20 protein-coding genes and 1 tRNA gene are annotated in these 15,652 nt (G+C 69.8%); 17 read left to right on the top strand and 4 right to left on the bottom strand.

The window, feature by feature from the left end:
• Positions 1-282: 282 nt before the first annotated feature.
• Entirely contained in the window at positions 283-750 is a 468-nt protein-coding gene (locus ACFVWW_RS27940; RefSeq protein ID WP_386877714.1) for an NUDIX hydrolase, read from the bottom strand.
• Between the two features lie 18 nt (positions 751-768).
• Here ACFVWW_RS27940 and ACFVWW_RS27935 point away from each other — a divergent pair, with 18 nt between their 5' ends.
• The 13 genes from ACFVWW_RS27935 to ACFVWW_RS27875 all read left to right on the top strand — a co-directional run bounded on the left by ACFVWW_RS27935 (position 769) and on the right by ACFVWW_RS27875 (position 8,320).
• On the top strand, positions 769-1,548 hold the full coding sequence (locus ACFVWW_RS27935) for a GntR family transcriptional regulator (RefSeq protein ID WP_386877462.1): 780 nt from the start codon (positions 769-771) through the stop codon (positions 1,546-1,548).
• Positions 1,549-1,683: 135 nt separating this feature from the next.
• Positions 1,684-2,013 carry a hypothetical protein gene (locus tag ACFVWW_RS27930; protein ID WP_386877715.1) on the top strand — a complete coding sequence of 110 codons (330 nt, stop codon included), beginning with the start codon at positions 1,684-1,686 and terminating at the stop codon, positions 2,011-2,013.
• Positions 2,014-2,015: 2 nt separating this feature from the next.
• Entirely contained in the window at positions 2,016-3,362 is a 1,347-nt protein-coding gene (locus ACFVWW_RS27925) for an FtsK/SpoIIIE domain-containing protein (protein ID WP_386877463.1), read from the top strand.
• Between the two features lie 86 nt (positions 3,363-3,448).
• Entirely contained in the window at positions 3,449-3,643 is a 195-nt protein-coding gene (locus tag ACFVWW_RS27920; RefSeq protein ID WP_386877464.1) for a hypothetical protein, read from the top strand.
• Between the two features lie 17 nt (positions 3,644-3,660).
• Positions 3,661-4,371, top strand: a complete 711-nt coding sequence (locus ACFVWW_RS27915; protein WP_386877465.1) for a DUF2637 domain-containing protein — start codon at positions 3,661-3,663, stop codon at positions 4,369-4,371.
• A gap of 19 nt (positions 4,372-4,390) precedes the next feature.
• The gene (locus ACFVWW_RS27910) at positions 4,391-4,576 is read left to right on the top strand and encodes a hypothetical protein (protein WP_386877466.1); all 186 of its coding nucleotides are present in this window, start codon (positions 4,391-4,393) and stop codon (positions 4,574-4,576) included.
• 2 nt (positions 4,577-4,578) lie between these two features.
• Positions 4,579-4,776 (top strand): mobile element transfer protein, encoded by a 198-nt coding sequence (locus tag ACFVWW_RS27905; protein ID WP_386877467.1) that lies wholly within the window; start codon positions 4,579-4,581, stop codon positions 4,774-4,776.
• Between the two features lie 5 nt (positions 4,777-4,781).
• Positions 4,782-5,063, top strand: coding sequence for a hypothetical protein (locus ACFVWW_RS27900; protein ID WP_386877468.1), 282 nt, complete (start codon positions 4,782-4,784; stop codon positions 5,061-5,063).
• Positions 5,064-5,153: 90 nt separating this feature from the next.
• Positions 5,154-5,339 carry a hypothetical protein gene (locus ACFVWW_RS27895; RefSeq protein ID WP_386877469.1) on the top strand — a complete coding sequence of 62 codons (186 nt, stop codon included), beginning with the start codon at positions 5,154-5,156 and terminating at the stop codon, positions 5,337-5,339.
• 5 nt (positions 5,340-5,344) lie between these two features.
• A complete protein-coding gene (locus ACFVWW_RS27890) occupies positions 5,345-5,575 on the top strand; it encodes a hypothetical protein (protein WP_386877470.1) in 231 nt (76 codons plus the stop codon).
• Positions 5,572-6,978 (top strand): replication initiator protein RepSA, encoded by a 1,407-nt coding sequence (gene repSA / locus ACFVWW_RS27885; RefSeq protein WP_386877471.1) that lies wholly within the window; start codon positions 5,572-5,574, stop codon positions 6,976-6,978. Before ACFVWW_RS27890 ends, repSA begins: the two co-directional genes overlap by 4 nt.
• A complete protein-coding gene (locus tag ACFVWW_RS27880) occupies positions 6,975-7,163 on the top strand; it encodes a helix-turn-helix domain-containing protein (RefSeq protein ID WP_386877472.1) in 189 nt (62 codons plus the stop codon). Before repSA ends, ACFVWW_RS27880 begins: the two co-directional genes overlap by 4 nt.
• Positions 7,163-8,320 carry a tyrosine-type recombinase/integrase gene (locus ACFVWW_RS27875; protein ID WP_386877473.1) on the top strand — a complete coding sequence of 386 codons (1,158 nt, stop codon included), beginning with the start codon at positions 7,163-7,165 and terminating at the stop codon, positions 8,318-8,320. The genes ACFVWW_RS27880 and ACFVWW_RS27875 overlap by 1 nt, the downstream gene beginning before the upstream one ends.
• Positions 8,321-8,388: 68 nt before the next feature.
• On the opposite strand, the gene ACFVWW_RS27870 is transcribed toward ACFVWW_RS27875, so the two are convergent.
• Positions 8,389-8,463, bottom strand: a tRNA-Val gene (locus ACFVWW_RS27870).
• A 196-nt stretch (positions 8,464-8,659) separates the two neighbouring features.
• Between ACFVWW_RS27870 and ACFVWW_RS27865 the strand changes: the two genes are divergently transcribed.
• From ACFVWW_RS27865 to ACFVWW_RS27850, 4 genes are all read left to right on the top strand, one after another.
• Positions 8,660-9,433 (top strand): DUF4097 family beta strand repeat-containing protein, encoded by a 774-nt coding sequence (locus ACFVWW_RS27865; RefSeq protein WP_386877474.1) that lies wholly within the window; start codon positions 8,660-8,662, stop codon positions 9,431-9,433.
• A 72-nt stretch (positions 9,434-9,505) separates the two neighbouring features.
• Positions 9,506-10,876 carry a hypothetical protein gene (locus ACFVWW_RS27860; RefSeq protein WP_384183826.1) on the top strand — a complete coding sequence of 457 codons (1,371 nt, stop codon included), beginning with the start codon at positions 9,506-9,508 and terminating at the stop codon, positions 10,874-10,876.
• Positions 10,877-11,286: 410 nt separating this feature from the next.
• Complete coding sequence (locus tag ACFVWW_RS27855) at positions 11,287-11,847, top strand: DUF4383 domain-containing protein (protein ID WP_384183829.1); 561 nt, start codon at positions 11,287-11,289, stop codon at positions 11,845-11,847.
• A gap of 51 nt (positions 11,848-11,898) precedes the next feature.
• Positions 11,899-12,123 (top strand): zinc ribbon domain-containing protein, encoded by a 225-nt coding sequence (locus tag ACFVWW_RS27850; RefSeq protein ID WP_384331681.1) that lies wholly within the window; start codon positions 11,899-11,901, stop codon positions 12,121-12,123.
• Positions 12,124-12,144: 21 nt separating this feature from the next.
• On the opposite strand, the gene ACFVWW_RS27845 is transcribed toward ACFVWW_RS27850, so the two are convergent.
• Positions 12,145-13,014, bottom strand: coding sequence for an HAD family hydrolase (locus tag ACFVWW_RS27845; RefSeq protein WP_386877475.1), 870 nt, complete (start codon positions 13,012-13,014; stop codon positions 12,145-12,147).
• Positions 13,011-15,632: a phosphoribosyltransferase gene (locus ACFVWW_RS27840; RefSeq protein ID WP_386877716.1), complete on the bottom strand. Its 2,622-nt coding sequence runs from the start codon at positions 15,630-15,632 to the stop codon at positions 13,011-13,013. The genes ACFVWW_RS27845 and ACFVWW_RS27840 overlap by 4 nt, the downstream gene beginning before the upstream one ends.
• Between the last annotated feature and the right edge of the window lie 20 nt (positions 15,633-15,652).

The following is a 15,652-nucleotide window of genomic DNA, read 5'->3' as shown; positions in this document are numbered from 1 at the left end:
ATGCCCGAAAGGGCAAGAGACACCGAGCCGATGAAGCAACGCCACCCGCCGAACACCCCCGCCGGCCGAAGGGCTTCCCCGATGCACCGGAACGGCCGCCGGCAACCGCGCTCCACCGCTGCCCCTGCCGGAACCTCCCCGAAGGGGTGCCACCTTGCCCGACAGGTTCCGGAAGTAGCGGCCCTCCTCACGCGGGAGTCCGAGAACTCCCCCTCCCTTCCCCTCCCCGCCCGAAGGGTGGGGCTTGATGAGGTAGAGAAACCTGTAACAGCCCGGGATGCCTCAGACGCTGGCAATGACCTTGCGGCCATCATGGGAGCGCACGTGGGGAGCATCGTCCCGTAGGGCATCGGTGACTCGTACGGCGAAGACCTCGGCCATTCGGTCGGCGACCTCGGCGGGGGTCCACCACTCGACAGCCGTGGACTCGTCGGAGAGCTGCTCCTGACCGCCTTCGGGGTGACAGCGGAAGACCAGTGCGACGACTCCTCGGGTTGTGTTCTTGTAGACGCCGGTCAGCCGCTCCACCTGAACCTTGATCCCGGTCTCTTCGTAGACCTCACGTCGTACACCGTCCTCGGGAGCCTCCGACAGTTCGAGCACACCCCCCGGCGGCTCCCACGTCCTGTTGTCAGCTCGCTGAATCGTCAGAACGCGCCCGTCCCCACGCACCACCACTCCCGCTACGGATACGGAGTGGAGCGGCGTTGACGTGGTCTCCCGGCGACTGTTACTCATGTACATGAGAATAGGAGACTGAGAAGGACTATGGCGAGTACTGAGGTGGCCTCGACGGCCAAGGCGAAGTATCTCCAGATCGCGGACGACCTGGCAGCGCAGATCCGGACGGGCGCGCTCGCTCCTGGAGACGCTGTGCCGAGCGAAGCGGACCTGATGGAGCGCTACAGCGTTGCTTCGGGCACCGTGCGCAAGGCGGTCGCAGAGCTGCGTACGACCCAGCTCATTGAGACGCATCACGGGCGAGGCTCGTTCGTTCGCTCGCGTCCTCCTGTGCAGCGGAAGTCTTCGGACCGTTTCCGCCGCTCCCACCGGAAGGCCGGGAAGGCCGCCTATCTGGCGGAAGCTGAGCAGTCCGGGGGTAAGCCGTCCGTGACGATCCTGTTCATTGGGCCCGTTGAAGCGCCTCCGGAGATCGCGGAACGGCTCCAGGTCGTTGCTGGGGCTCAGGTCCTCGCACGCAAGCGCCGGTACTTCCGTGACGGTGTCCCCACTGAGGAGGCGACTTCGTACCTCCCCTGGGACGTCGTGAAGGACATTCCTGAGACGTTCGCAGAGAACCCGGGCGGCGGGGGGATCTACGCTCGGCTAGAAGATCACGGGCATCGCCTCGCTGAGTTCACGGAGACCGTACGGGCAAGACTGGCCAGCAAGCCCGAGGTTTCCGCCCTGGCGCTGAGTCCTGGTTCGCCAGTGATTCATCTCGTACGAGACGCGATCACAGACTCAGGCCGAGTCGTTGAGGTCTGCGACACGATCATGGCCGCTGACCAGTTCGTTTTGGACTACCGGTTCCCTGCCGGAGATTGACGGCAAGTCAGTTCCGACAACCCGTCACAAGATTCTTTCTGGTGGCGGGTTGACTCATGTACAGGAGTCAGGCACTCTTCTAACTATCACTCCTGTACATGAGTGCAGGAGCGGATCTCTTTTAGAGGAGATGGAATGCCGTCCTTCAAGATTGATGTCTCGACTGCTGTGGTGTTCGTGGCGACTGCGCCGGCGCCCAAGCTTGCGAACAAGCAGACCGGTGAGCGGGCGATGGACCGGGAGACCGGTGCGGCTCTGTCGACGGTGGGTCTGCTGATCTCGGATGAGGGTGAGGGGAATCTCTACCAGGTGACGGTGCCGGAGACGGGTCTCCCGGCGGATCTGGTGCCGGGGACGCCGGTGTCGGTGATCGGCCTGCGGGCGCGGGACTGGGAGAACACGTTCAATGGTCAGGCGCGGCACGGGATCAGCTTCCGTGCGGTCGCGATCACGTCGGGGGTCTGACGATGTCGGATCTGGTGACGGTGGTGGAGGCGACTGGGGCGTTAGCGGCTGCTGGTGGTCTCGGCTACGCGAAGGTGCGCGCCCCGCGTGTGTACTGGTCGCTGGTAGGTCTGCCGGTTGCTCGGGTGCGTTTTCAGGCTACGTATCGGTCGACGATGGATGTGTGTGGGTTGACGGTGCAGCCGTCTCGCCTGCGGGCGTTCATGGTCCGTACCGTGGCCCGCCGGCAGGATGTGCAGCCGGTCCCGCCGAAGGTCCGCCGGGTGCGGGGTTCCTCGACGGGGATGCGGGTGACGCTGCGGCTTCCCGCCGGCCTGGAGCCCGCCGACGTGGCTGCCGCCTCGCAGCGGTTGCGGCACGCCTGGGGCGTCCACTCCGTGACCGTGGCAGAGACCAAGCCCGGGTTCGTGGAACTGCGGATGACCGGGTATGACGTGCTGCGCCGGGTGCGGATGCCGCGCCGGGTCCCGTCCGGCCCGATGGTGGTGCCGGTGGCGGTGCGCGAGGACGGCTCGGTCTTCGTCCGTGACTACCAGAAGGTGCCTCACGCTCTGACTTTGGGGGCGAATCAGTCGGGCAAGTCGATGTATCAGCGCAATCTGATAGCGGGCCTGGCGAAACTGCCGGTCGCCGTGGTCGGGATCGACTGCAAACGCGGGGTGGAACAGCGCTCTTACGCGCCCCGCCTGTCGGCCCTGGCGACGACTCCCGATGAGGCGTCCGGGCTGCTGGATGTGCTGGTGGACCTGATGGATTCCCGCTTCGACCTCCTGAGTGAGCATGGCGTCTCCGACCTGTGGGACCTGCCGGAGGATGTGCGGCCGGTGCCGGTGGTGACCGTGGTGGATGAGGCTGCGGAGCTGTTCCTCACGTCCGCGAAGAAGGATGAGGAACGCCGGGACCGGATGGTCCAGCAGATGGTGCGGCTCGCGCAGATGGCCCGCGCGGTCGGTATCTATCTGGAGATCTGCGGGCAGCGCTTCGGCTCGGAACTGGGCAAGGGCGCCACGATGCTCCGTGCCCAGCTCACGGGGCGTGTGGTGCATCGCGTCAACGACAAGCAGACCGCCGACATGGGCTTGGGCGACATCGCGCCCGACGCGGTTGCCGCTGTCACTCTCATCCCGGCCGATCGTCCCGGGGTCGCGGTGGCTGGTGACTCCTCCGGTGGCTGGTCCCGTATCCGCACGCCCGAGATGACGCCGGCCGAAGCTACGGCGATCTGCCGCCAGTACGCCCATCTCACTCCCCGTATCGCCGCTCTCGCGCCGTACCGCCCGGCCCTGCCCGTCGAATCGGCCCCGGTGACGGTTCCGCCGCTGGTCACACCGGTCCCGGTGGCCGAGTAACACCCTCCTCGCTCTACCGGTCGGCGTGACCGTCTCGCGCCAGGTCCCTACCCCGCCCATGCCTGGAACCGGAAGGAATCACCGCCATGGCCCGGAAGACCATCACCCCTCGCACCGCCTCGAAGACGGCACCCGCCCGGCCCGCCGCGTGCGAGGTGTGCAAGGGCTCGGGACAGGTCTCCGTCACTGTCCGCGTTGGCCGCCGGCATCGCCCGGTCGGGGAACAGGACGGGTTCTGCCTGGCCTGCTTCGGCACCGGCACCGCTGCCGGCAACTCCTGACCGAAAAGGACTCCGTGATGACGAAACAGGACGCCGAACGGACCGCGATCCTCACCGCCGGAGTGGTGATCCTCGCCCTGACAGCGGTCGCGTTTTGGCTCTCCTACGCCCATCTCGCGGACGTGGCCCGGGTCAACGGCCTCGCCGCCTCCAACGCCCGTACATGGGCCTGGCCCGCGACCCTGGATCTGTTCATCGTCGCCGGTGAAGTCCTGATGTTCCGGGCCGCTCTGCGGGGCGTGACGGACTGGTGGGCCATCGGCCTGACCGTCGCCGGGTCACTGGGCTCCATCGGCCTCAACGTCGCCGGCGTCGGCGCCGGAGCACCACGACTCCACTACGTCGTCGCCGCCGTACCCCCCTCCGCCGCGCTCCTCGCCTTCGGCGCGCTCATGCGCCAGGTACACAACCTCGTCGCCACACCCGCAGACGACATCCACCCCGCCCCGCCGGCCGAACCGGAAACGGTCCCGGAACCTGCCCTGAACCCGGTGACCGAGATCGACGTGGAGCGCGTCCCCGAGCCTGCCTCGGCAGTCCCGGAATTGCCTGCGGCTCCGTTGCCCATCGCCGCTCCTTCGGTGCCCCCGGCTCTGCTCGACCACGCCCGGAAGATCGCTGACACCCACCGCGCGGCAACCGGCAACGAGATCGAGCCCGGAACGCTTCGGGCCCGGCTCGGTGTCTCGCCCCAGCTCGCAGACGCAATCGCAGCCCAACTCACCTAGCTGGAAGGGACGTTGACTGATGAACCCTCGAACCTTCGACACCCGCGCCGAGTACCTCAAAGCGGCGCAGGAGGAACGCGACGCCGGACACCCCGGGCTCGCCTCGCTCCTGGCAGAGGAAGCCGAGTACCACTGCGGCAACACCCCGGAGGAGAACGCCCTCGTCATGCGGAACTTCCCCGCCGGCCGACCCCGGAAGGACTGACGATGCCGCGTCCGAATCGCTTCCGTGACGTGATCCGTATCGGTCCGGTCCAGGTCGGCACCCATCACGACGGCCGGGGCCGCACCAAACACACCGCCGCGTGCACCGCCCCCGGCTGCGGGTTCTCCGCCGACTACCTGGACCGCTCCGCCGCCGAACTCGCCGCCCGTACTCACCGCTGCACACCCGACAGGAGGTGACCCCCATGCGCTACCCCGAAGACCAGCTCAACGCCGGACACATCCCCGCTGACCTGCTTGCTCAGCTCCCGCCCGGCACCGACCCGAAACAGATCGTCATCGTCCAGGCCGCGCCCCGCAACTACACCGGCCCCATCCTGCTGACCGTCACGATCACCGGCGGCATCGCCCTCATCGTCCTGATGATCGCCGTCACCCTCCACGTCGCCGCCGCCGCGACAGTCACTGTCCTCTCGGCCACCGGCGGCGTGGGCCTCACCCTCAAGCGCCCCCACCGCAGCAAGTAACACCCGGGGCGGCATCCGTCGCCAAACATCCGCCGCCCCGGGCGCCCAACCCACTCCAGATCACGCAGACCCGAAAGGGAGACCCCCATCATGCCCCAGCACACCCCTGCCCGGACGCGCATCTGCCCCGACTGCGACGGCTTCCCCGCCGTGGCCATCACCACCGGACAGCACACTCCCGATGGCCGGCGCCAGACCATCACGGCCACCTGCCGCACCTGCAACGGCACCGGCCACACCCTCCCCGCCGCCGCCCTCGTCCGCGCCGGCCGGTGACCGCCATGACCGACCTGAGCCCCACCCCGGACGCACCCGGCATCCGCATCTACGCCCCGTCCCCCTACCGCTACCACGACGACCCGGCCCGCTGGTCCAACCGCAACGGCGACACCCCGAACGCCTCCTACGCCTGCGGCTGCGGAGAAACCGCCAACGCCACCGGCCGCAACAACGTCGCCGCCCTGGTCGACCAATACACCAACCACAAGAACACCTGCGGTGGCCGCCGATGAACGACACCGCCGCCCTGGCGGGCCTGGACCCGACCACCCTGGGGGACCTCCTCCGGGTGGCCGGGGCCCCCGGCTTCGACCGCTGGCAAGACCAGATCCGCCGCACCGGCGGATGCGCAGACCCCATCCACCTGTCCGGCGGGACCAAGACCATCGACCCCGCCACCGGCACCGTCCTCCACGCCTTCACCACCGACACCGAACCCGGCGGACGGCTCCGCGTCGCCTGCGGCAACCGCCGCGCCTCGCGCTGCCCCTCCTGCGCCTGGACCTACGCCGGCGACACCTACCACCTCATCCGCGCGGGCCTCACCGGCGACCCCAACAAGGGCACCCCACACACCGTGCGCGAACACCCCCGCGTCTTCGCCACCCTCACCGCCCCCAGCTTCGGCCCCGTCCACAACCGCCCCGGCCCCCGCCCCTGCCACTGCGGCACCCGCCACGCCGAAGACGCGCCCGAACTCGACACCGCCCTCGACCCGGACACCTACGACTACGCAGGGTCGGTCCTGTGGAACAACCACGCCGGACACCTGTGGCGCTACGTCACCATCTACCTCCCCCGTGAGCTGGCCGCCCGCACCGGCATCACCCAACGCGAACTGAAGGAACAGCTCCGCGTCTCCTACGGCAAGGTTGCCGAGTACCAAAAACGCGGCGCCATCCACTTCCACGCCGTAATCCGCTTTGACGGACCCGACGGCCCTGACTCCCCGCCCCCGCCTTGGGCGACGCACGACCTGCTCACCGACGCGTTACGGGCTGCCGCCGCCCGCGCCGAAGTCACCCTGCCCGCCACCGGTGAGCACCCCGCCCGGGTCCTGCGCTGGGGCACACAGCTCGACGTCCAGCCCATCGGCGCCTTCGGCAGCGGTGAAGACCTGACCGAGCAGGCGGTTGCCTCCTACGTCGCCAAATACGCGACCAAGGCAGCAGAGACGACCGGGACCGTGGACCGGCGCATCGGGGAAATGGCCGAACTCGACAAGCTGCCCGACCTGCCCGACCACACCCGCCACCTCATCCGCGCCTGTAAAGACCTGGACGACGCCTACCCAGACCGGCGCCTGTGGGCCTGGGCCCACATGCTCGGCTTTCGCGGCCACTTCTCCACCAAATCCCGCCGCTACTCCACCACCCTCGGCGCCCTCCGACAGGTCCGCGCCGACTACCGCGCCAACCAGCAACGCGAAGCACTCGGCCTGCCGAATCCGGACGACCACCCCGACGCCACCACCCTCACGGTCGCCCACTGGGCCTACGCCGGCCACGGCCACACCCCCGGCGAATCCTGGCTCGCGGCCAACATCCACCGCGACATCCAACACAACCGCGAACACGCCCGCGAACACCGCGCCGAACTCGTGGACCAACTTGCTCTGGAAGGAGCCGACGCATGAGCACTGCCACCGCCGAACTGCTTACCGTGCCGGAGGTCATGGCGCGGCTCAAGCTCGGACGTTCCGCGGTCTACGACCTGATCCGCTCCCATCGGCTCGTCTCGATCACCATCGGCCGATCGCGTCGTATCCCCGCTGACGCCGTGCGGGACTTCATCGTCAACGAGATCAAGGCGGCTGCCTGATGCCTCCCCAGCGCAAGCGCAACCCCAACGGCGCCGGCACCATCACCAAGCGCAAAGACGGCCGCTACCAAGCCGCTGTCTACGTCCTCCAGCCTGACGGCACCCGGGCCCGCAAGTTCGCCTACGGCAAGACCTGGGCCGAGTGCGACACCAAGCGCCGCGAACTGCTCGCCAAGGTGGACCAGGGCGTGCCCGTGCCCACGCGGTCGGCGAAGCTTTCCGAGTGGCTGCCGTACTGGCTGGAGAACATCATCAAGCCGCGCCGCAAGCGCACGACCTACGCCAAGTACGAGACGCATATCCGCCTCTACCTCGTGCCCATGCTCGGCTCGAAGCGGCTCGAATCGCTGAGCGTCGCTGATGTCCGGCGCTTCCTCGTCCGCCTGGAGGAGAAGACCACCGCGGCTACCGCCAAGGAGTCTCACCGCGTACTGCGTACGGCTCTGACCGCCGCCTGCCGTGAGGAATTGGTCATGCGGAACGTGGCCACCCTGGTGGAGCCTCCGTCCGCCACGCCCCGGGATCTGTCGCCCTGGTCGCTCGATGAGACCCTGGCCTTCCTCACCGCCGCGCGAAAGGACCCGCTCTACGCGGCCTTCGTCCTCGCCATCGCGCTCGGCTTCCGTCGCGGTGAGATTGTCGGCCTGCGGTGGGAGAACGTGGACCTCGACAAACGGGAGATCCGGGTCCGTACTCAGCGGCAGCGTGTCCGCGGTGAGGCGTACGAGGATGATCCCAAGGGGCGCCGCAGGAAGCAGACACTCCCCCTGCCCGCCCTCTGCGTCGCCCCGCTCCGCTGGGAACGGCTGCGGCAAACTGCCCTGCGCGAAGCCGCGGGTGACCAGTGGGAGGAGACCGGCTACGTCTTCACCACTCGGACCGGCCGGCCGATCGAACCCCGCAACCTGTATCGCTCGTTCACCCGCGTCGCGGGAACGGCCGGACTCCGTGTCATCCGGCTGCACGATGCCCGGCACGGATGCGCGACGCTGCTGACCGCGGCCGGCGTCGCGCCCCGCGTCGTGATGGAGATCCTCGGGCACAGTCAGATCGCGGTGACGATGAACATCTACGCCCACGTCGTCCAGGACACGCAGCGCGAGGCCGTGAGTCACCTGGACCGCATGCTGAAGCGGCAGCGTCCCGACCGTGGGTGACCGCGCCCGTTGATGTCAGAAGTGGATGTCAAAGGCCCCCAGCCATGATCGGCTGGGGGCCTTTCCACTGGTGGGCGCGGACGGTTTCGAACCGCCGACATCTGCTTTGTAAGAGCAGCGCTCTACCCCTGAGCTACGCACCCGTGAATGAGGCAACAGCGTACATGGCCGAGGGGGCAGCGCCGCAAACTCATGATCCCGGGGTGGGCGAGGGGCGGTCGTGACGGGGTGTGCGGGGGGTATCCCCACCATGGAGACGGTGGGCCGCCGGATCGGACTCGGTGGGTTCTGTTCGTACGGTGGGGGCGTCAAGACTCGACTCTCTGGGGGACGATCACCGTGGCCGCAAGCCGTAACCGCAGTCGTACGCTTCTCGCCGTGGGCGGGGCCGTGGTCATCGTGCTCGGCGTCAGTGGGTGCGGCGGCGCGGACACCTCGGACGCGCCCGCCGAGAAACGGGCGTTTCCCCTCGGTGGGAAGACGCTGACGATCGAGGCCGAGAACGCGTCGGTCGAGCTGGTGCCCGCCGATGTGAAGGACGTCGAGGTGACCCGGCGGGTCGACGGGTGGGTGTTCATGGGGACCGGGCCCGACGCCAGGTGGAAGATGACGGACTCCACGCTCAGGCTCGCGGTCGAGTGCGACGCGGTGGCGAGCGACTGTACGTCGCGGAATCAGGTGAAGGTGCCGCGCGGGGTGGCGGTGACGGTGAAGGGGGACAACGGGAGCGTGACCGCTTCCGGGTTCGACACCGCGCTGCGGATCAATTCGGACAACGGCTCGGTGACGGTACGGGACTCCAGCGGGCCGCTCGACCTGGACAGCGACAACGGGGCGATCACGGCGGAGGGCATCTCCGCCAGGACCGTGTCCGCGACATCGAACAACGGAGCCGTACGGATCGGACTCGCCGTGGTGCCCGACAGCGTGGACACCAGCACGGACAACGGACAGGTCACGATCGATCTGCCGGGCTCGGGAACGTCCTACGCCGTGTCGGCGTCGAGCGACAACGGCAAGGTGAACGTGGACGTGCCGACCGACGACAGCAGCGCCCATGTGCTGAAGGCGCGTACCGACAACGGAAAGATCACCATCCGAAGCGCGAACTAACCGGCCCGTGTGTTCGTCACTACCTGGTGGGAGAATGAACCAGGCAGGGCGAACTCGGCACGGGAGAGGGATGTGACGGCGACACACGCGCAGCCGCACGCAAAAGCGAAAGCGAGTGCCGTCCGTGACTTCCTCACGCTGATGCTGCTCCCGGTGCCGCTGGTCCTGGCCGTGCTGCCGGCGGCCTACGCCGGCGGGGGTACGAGGCGCTGGTTCGGCGGCCGCGGGGAGAGCCGGCGAGCCGATGCCCAGGCCGCGAAGGACGCGGCGGCCGCCGCGTTCTACGAGCTGGACACCGCCCAGCGCGATCTGCGGATCTCGATCGAGACCATCACGGCGGTGGACAGCTCGCCGGGGGCCCGCCGGGCTGTGGACGGTTTCGCGGCTCTGGGGCAGCGGATCGACGAGGCGAGCAGCCGCTATATCAACGCGGTGGACGCGCACGACCTGGACCGCGACGACCTCGAGCCCTCTGCCATGTCCACGGCGCGCGGTGAGCTGACGAAGGCCAAGGACGAGCTGAACCGGATCAAGGGCGAGCTGGACCGCTTCGAGCAGGGGCTGGGGCCGCTGCTCGACAAGGCGGAGACGCAACTGGCGCGGCTCGCACCGGCCGTGGAGCGGGCGCGGCAGGCGCTCCTCTCCGCGACTAATGCTCTCGACGCGGTGCGCGGCTCCGGACTGCGAGCGGACGATCTCGCCGCCCGGCTCGCCGCTCTCGGTCCCGAGCTGACCAAGCTCAACCAGGGCGCTGGGCAGCATGGCGTGCCGGAGACACTCCAGCGCGCCGACCGGGTGCTGCGTGACGCCGAGGCTGTACGGGTCGAGGCGGAGCGGCTGCCCGAGCGCGCCCAGGAGATAGACCGGCGGCTGGTGTCGCTGCGCACCCGCGCCCAGGCCCTGACGAACCGCGCGGGCTCCGTCGAGCCCGTGCTCAGCGAGCTGCGCCGCCGCTTCACCGCGGCCTGCTGGCAGGATCTTCAGCATGTCCCCGACGATGCGGCGGGCAGCGTCCGCCAGGCCGAGGAGAAGCTGAAGGAAGCGGGCACGGCGCGCGAGGAGCAGCGGTGGGCGGACGCCACGGCGCTGCTCAGCACGGCGCGGGCCCTGCTGAACAGCACCGACGAGGCGGTGTCCGCGGCCGGTGACCGGCTCCAGCGGCTGAACGCCGTGTCGAAGGATCCCCAGCAGGAGATCGAGCGCACGCGGTTCGCGATCCGGGACGCCCAGCGGCTGGCCATGGCCGGCCGGAATACGCCCGAGCCCCGCCATGCCCGCCCGCTGGACGACTCCGTGGCAAGGCTGGACCGGGCGGTGGCCGCGCTGGAGGGCCGCCATCCCGACTACTGGCACTTCCTGACGGAGACCGAGGCGGTGCGGCAGGCCGTCGCCCATGTGGTCTCGGAGATCCGCGAGGCGCGCGGGGCGGGACACGGCGGCTGACCCGGGCCCGGCCCGACGGCCTACCCGGCCCGGCGCTGACCCGGGTACGGCGACCGCCCCGGCCCGGCGCTGATCCGAGTCGGCGACTGATCCAGGCGGACGGCTGACCCGGGTACGGCGACTGATCCAGGCCCGGCGACTGCCCCGGCCCGGCGCTGATCCGAGTCGGCGGCTGCCCCGGGCACGCGGCTGACCCGGGTAAGGCGACTACTCCGGGCCGGCGCTGACCCGGGCACGGCGACTACCCAGGCCCGGCGCTGATCGGCCCGGCGACTACCCCGGGCGCGCGAGTGATCCGCTCCCGGCGCGGGCCCGCTTCCCGCGTTGGTCCGGGCCTGGCGGCTGATTTGTCCCCCGTGCGTGGCGGGCGGATGCTGGGTGTACGTATGTATCGCCAAAGGAGGCCGTCCATGGCCACCCAAGCGCTCCGTCGCCAGACCCGGCGACATGTCATGCTCGACGAGCATCTGCCCGTCGATCACCGGCTCAACCAGGTCTACCGCATCGGGGCCGGAGTGACCGGCCTGATTCTCATCGCTTTCGGGATTCTCGGGCTGATCGACAAGATCGGCTTCTTCGACACCGGCGGGGCCACGGTCGCGGGCCTGAATACCAACGGCACGCTGAGCGTGATCTCCATCTGTGTGGGCCTGCTGCTCCTCATCGGCATGGTCATCGGAAAAAACACCGCCTCGACCCTGAATATGGTCCTCGGCGTCCTTTTCATCGCCAGCGGCTTCATCAATCTCGCTCTACTGGAAACCCCCTACAATTTCCTCGCCTTCCATATCCAGAATGTGCTGTTCAGCTTTGTGGTGGGCGTGATGCTGATGTTCTTCGGGATGTACGGGAGAGTGAGCGGCGGGTTGCCGCACGACAATCCGTACTGGCGCTCCCGCCACCCGGAGCAGGCCGAGCACGAGCAGCGCCTCAGGGCCAAGGGCGGCAGGGGCCGCCTGGGCGTCGGATAGCCGGAAGGCGGACGGCCCCGCAGAAAGCCAGGACCCGGATAGCCTGGGCCCATGCCTCGCTACGAGTACCGCTGCCGCTCCTGTGGTGACACCTTTGAGCTCAGCCGCCCCATGTCGGAGTCCGCTGCCCCCGCGTCCTGTCCCGTGGGTCATGACGACACCGTGAAGCTGCTGTCCACCGTGGCGGTGGGTGGTACGGCCAAGGGCGGCGCCCCGGGCCCCGCCCCGTCGGCCGGTGGTGGCGGAGGCTGCTGCGGCGGTGGCTGCTGCGGCTGACCGACCGGCCGACGGGAGCGGTCAGCCGAGCGGGTCCGGGCCGTGCGGGTCAGCGGCGAGCGTGAGGCGACGCAGGATCTCCTCGCCCGCCGCCACGCCCGTATGCGGGAGCGCGTCCACATGCGGGGCGCTCCAGCCGGTGTCGGCGAGTTCGCCGTGGCCCGGCCGGCAGCCGCGGTCGGCGGCCAGCAGCAGATCGGCGTCGAGAAGCGAGTCCCCCGCGGCCAGGGTGAGTTCGGCGCCCGTCCTGCGGGCCACCTCGCGCATCGCGGCGCTCTTGGTGAGCGGCCGCGGTACGGCGTAGATCTTGCGGCCCTGCAGGGAGACGGTCCAGCCGCGCCCCCCGGCCCACTCGGCGAGTTCCTTCACCCAGCCCTCGGGCAGCAGAGCGCGGTCGACGACGAGGTAGGCGAAGAGGTCCTCGGCGATCCGCTCCTTGAGGAGCCACGCGGGGTCGGCGGCGGAGAGCAGATGGGCGCGGACTTCCGCGAGGGTGGCGCACTCGTCGGTCAGCCGGCCGGTCACCTGCGCGTGCCAGTCGGGATCGGACACCCCGTCGACCAGCAGATGGCCGCCGTTGGCGCAGATCGCGAACCGCGGTGCGGGGCCCGGGAGATGAATCCGGCCGTACTGCTCGCGGGTGCGGGTGGTCGTCGGTACGAAGACGGTCGTGCGGGCGAGTCGGTCGAGCAGTCCGGCAGCCGTCTCCGTCAGATACGACAGTGGTCTGCTCTCGTACACCTCGACACAGAGCAGACGTGGCGCCTCGGCGTCCGGCATCGGAAGCTGGAGCGCCCCGGTCGAATAGATGAGGGTGCGGTCGAGGTCGCTGGCCACCAGGGCCGGCGGCGTCAGAGAAGTGTTCAGGGAAGTGCGCAAGGAAGCGTTCACGGCGTGGCCACCGCCTTGCCGTCGGCGCCGGTCGCACCGCGCGTGTACCGGGGGTGGATCAGCCCCACACAGGTGTACGGAAGGCCGTCGACCTCCTCCACGGGCACTCCGCGCTGTTCGGCCAGCAGCCGCACATGGTCGAGGTCGGCGCCCGCGTCGCGCTGGGCGAGGATCTTCCAGGGAACCCGGCGCAGCAGGACGCGGGTCGTCTCGCCCACCCCCGGCTTGACGAGGTTCACATCGTGGATGCCGTACTCCTCGCTGATCCGCTCGACCGCCGCCCAGCCCTCCCAGGTGGGCGCGCGGTCCGCCGAGAGCAGCTCCTTGACCTCGGCGTCCACGGCGTCCGCGACCTCGTCGAAGCGGGCCGCGACGGTGTCCAGGAAGTGGCCGGAGACATCCGCACCGGCCAGTTCGCGGTAGTGCTTCGCCCCGTGGAAGTCATGGGGGCCGACCAGGTCGGAGCGCAGGACGGTACGGGAAATCAGCCCGGAGACCGTCGAGTTGAGACAGGCGGACGGGATGAGGAAGTCCTCGCGGGTGCCATAGGTCCGTACGCAGCCGCCCGGGTCGGCGAGGACCGCGATCTCGGGGTTGAAGCCGTCGAACGCGGCGAGGGCCTGGGCCAGTTCGCGGGTGATGGCGCCCTTGCCGGTCCAGCCGTCGACGAAGACGACATCGGCGGGATCGTGGTGGGCGGCCAGCCAGCGCAGGGCGTTGGTGTCGATACCACGGCCGCGCACGATGGAGACGGCGTAGTGCGGCAGGTCCAGTCCGCGCCGCTGCTGGGCCCAGCGCCGCATCAGGACGCCGACGGGCGTGCCGGCGCGGGCCAGGGAGACGAGGACGGGGCGGGGTGACCGCTCGGCGAGCACAGTCTCGGTGACGGTGCCGACGGCCCGGGCGATACGGGCTGCCGAGGTGTCCAGGGCGGACTTGAAGAGCTGCTGGTACTGAGCGCTCGGCTGGTACTCGACCGGAAGGGATTCGGCGTAGTGCGCGCCGCCGCTCTGAATCGCCTCCTCGCGCTCCTCCGTCGGGGCCTCCAGCTCCACATCGGACAGGTCCTGGAGGAGCCAGCCCACATCGTCGGGCGCGTACGAGGAGAAGGCGGGGCCGCGCAGGGGTTCGGGCAGCATGGAGGGTTCCTGCCGTTCAGGTTCACGCGAGGGCGTGGCCGTAGACGTTGACGAGGGCGTGGACGCGGAGGCGGTCGCGGGCGTGGATGCGGGGGTAGTCGAGGGCCCGGGGAGGTACGAGGGCACGACGGTCAGCACAATGCGCGGTATGTGCGCGCCGAGCTGCGCCAGCAGTCCGTCGGGGGCGTGCAGCTCGGCGGAGTCGGCCACGGAGTCCACGACGGCGACCACGGCGTCGAAGCCGGCGCCCGCGACGTTGTACGCGTACCGGTCGCCGGCGCCGTCACCGTCCGGGAAGGCCGCGGTGTCGTGCGCGGGGAAGACGAGACGGCTGCGGATCGCGTATCCGGGGTCGTCCACGGCCAGCACCGGCGACCGGGTCGTGGTGGAGTACCGCACCTCCGCGCCGACGGTCCGCTCCAGCTCCTCGGCCAGCCGCAGCGGGGCGTACATCAGCTCTTCGAAGCCGAGCACCAGGACGCGCCGGGCGTCGCCCAGCTCGTCGGTGACGGCGGCCGCCATGGCGGGCAGCGCGGACTCCAGCCGGGCCCGGTGGGCGGGGGTGAAGCCGTGGCGGCCGCCGTCCGGCAGCCCGGCCGGCCAGTCGAGCGCCACCCGGGCCACCCGCGCCCCGTCCGGCATCACATCCCGCACCGCAGGCCCCGCGCTTTCCAGCACCGGAACCGCGCCAAGAGCCGGGGCCTGGGCCGCAGCCTGGGCCTGGACCGACGCCGCAGCCTGGGCAGGTGCCTGGGCCGACGCCGGAGCCGCTGCCAGAACCGGCGCCTCATGCTCGGCCACGAGCGCCTGGCCCTTCTCCAGGACCCCGTCCGGCAGCCGGACCGTGCCCGAGGCCAGGGCGACCAGATCGACGCGGGCCCCGATCTCCTGGGCGAACTCCGCGAGCCGCCCCTGATCGGCCGCCGAGCGCATGTCGACCAGGGCGACGATCACGTACCACGCGCGCGGATAGCGCTCGTGGAGGGAGCTGATGGTGTTGAGGACGGTGTTGCCCGTGGAGAACTCGTCGTCGACGAGGACGAGCGGGCCGTCCCCGGCGAGCAGCCCGGGATCCTCCGGCAGCAGCAGATGCGAGGTGGCGTGCGAGTGCGCCTCCTCGAAGCCTCCCGCCCCCGCGACACCCGTGACCGGGCGGCGCGTGGAGTGGAGGTACGGGGCGCGGCCCACCCCGTCGGCGACCGAGTGGCCGAGGCCGGTCGCGGTCTCCGCGTAGCCGAGCACCACCGCCCGCTCCACGTCCGCGCCCAGCAGATCCCGTACGCGTTCGCCGAGCTCGACCCCTGTTCCGTATACGACCCGGGGGCGCTGCGGCACATGCTTGCCCAGCACATTCGAGACAAGGAGATGGGCCCGCTTGGGGTTGCGGCGCAGCGCCAGACCGAGCAGATCCCGCAGTCCCTCCCCACCCGCGAGTTCGACTCCCAGCCGCTCAGCGACCCATGTCCCCGACCACGTCATATTGGCGATCTCTTTCTTCG

The sequence above is a fragment of the Streptomyces sp. NPDC058198 genome, from assembly GCF_042882605.1.
Classification (GTDB): domain Bacteria; phylum Actinomycetota; class Actinomycetes; order Streptomycetales; family Streptomycetaceae; genus Streptomyces.
This window is presented reverse-complemented; position numbering and strand designations above follow the sequence as displayed.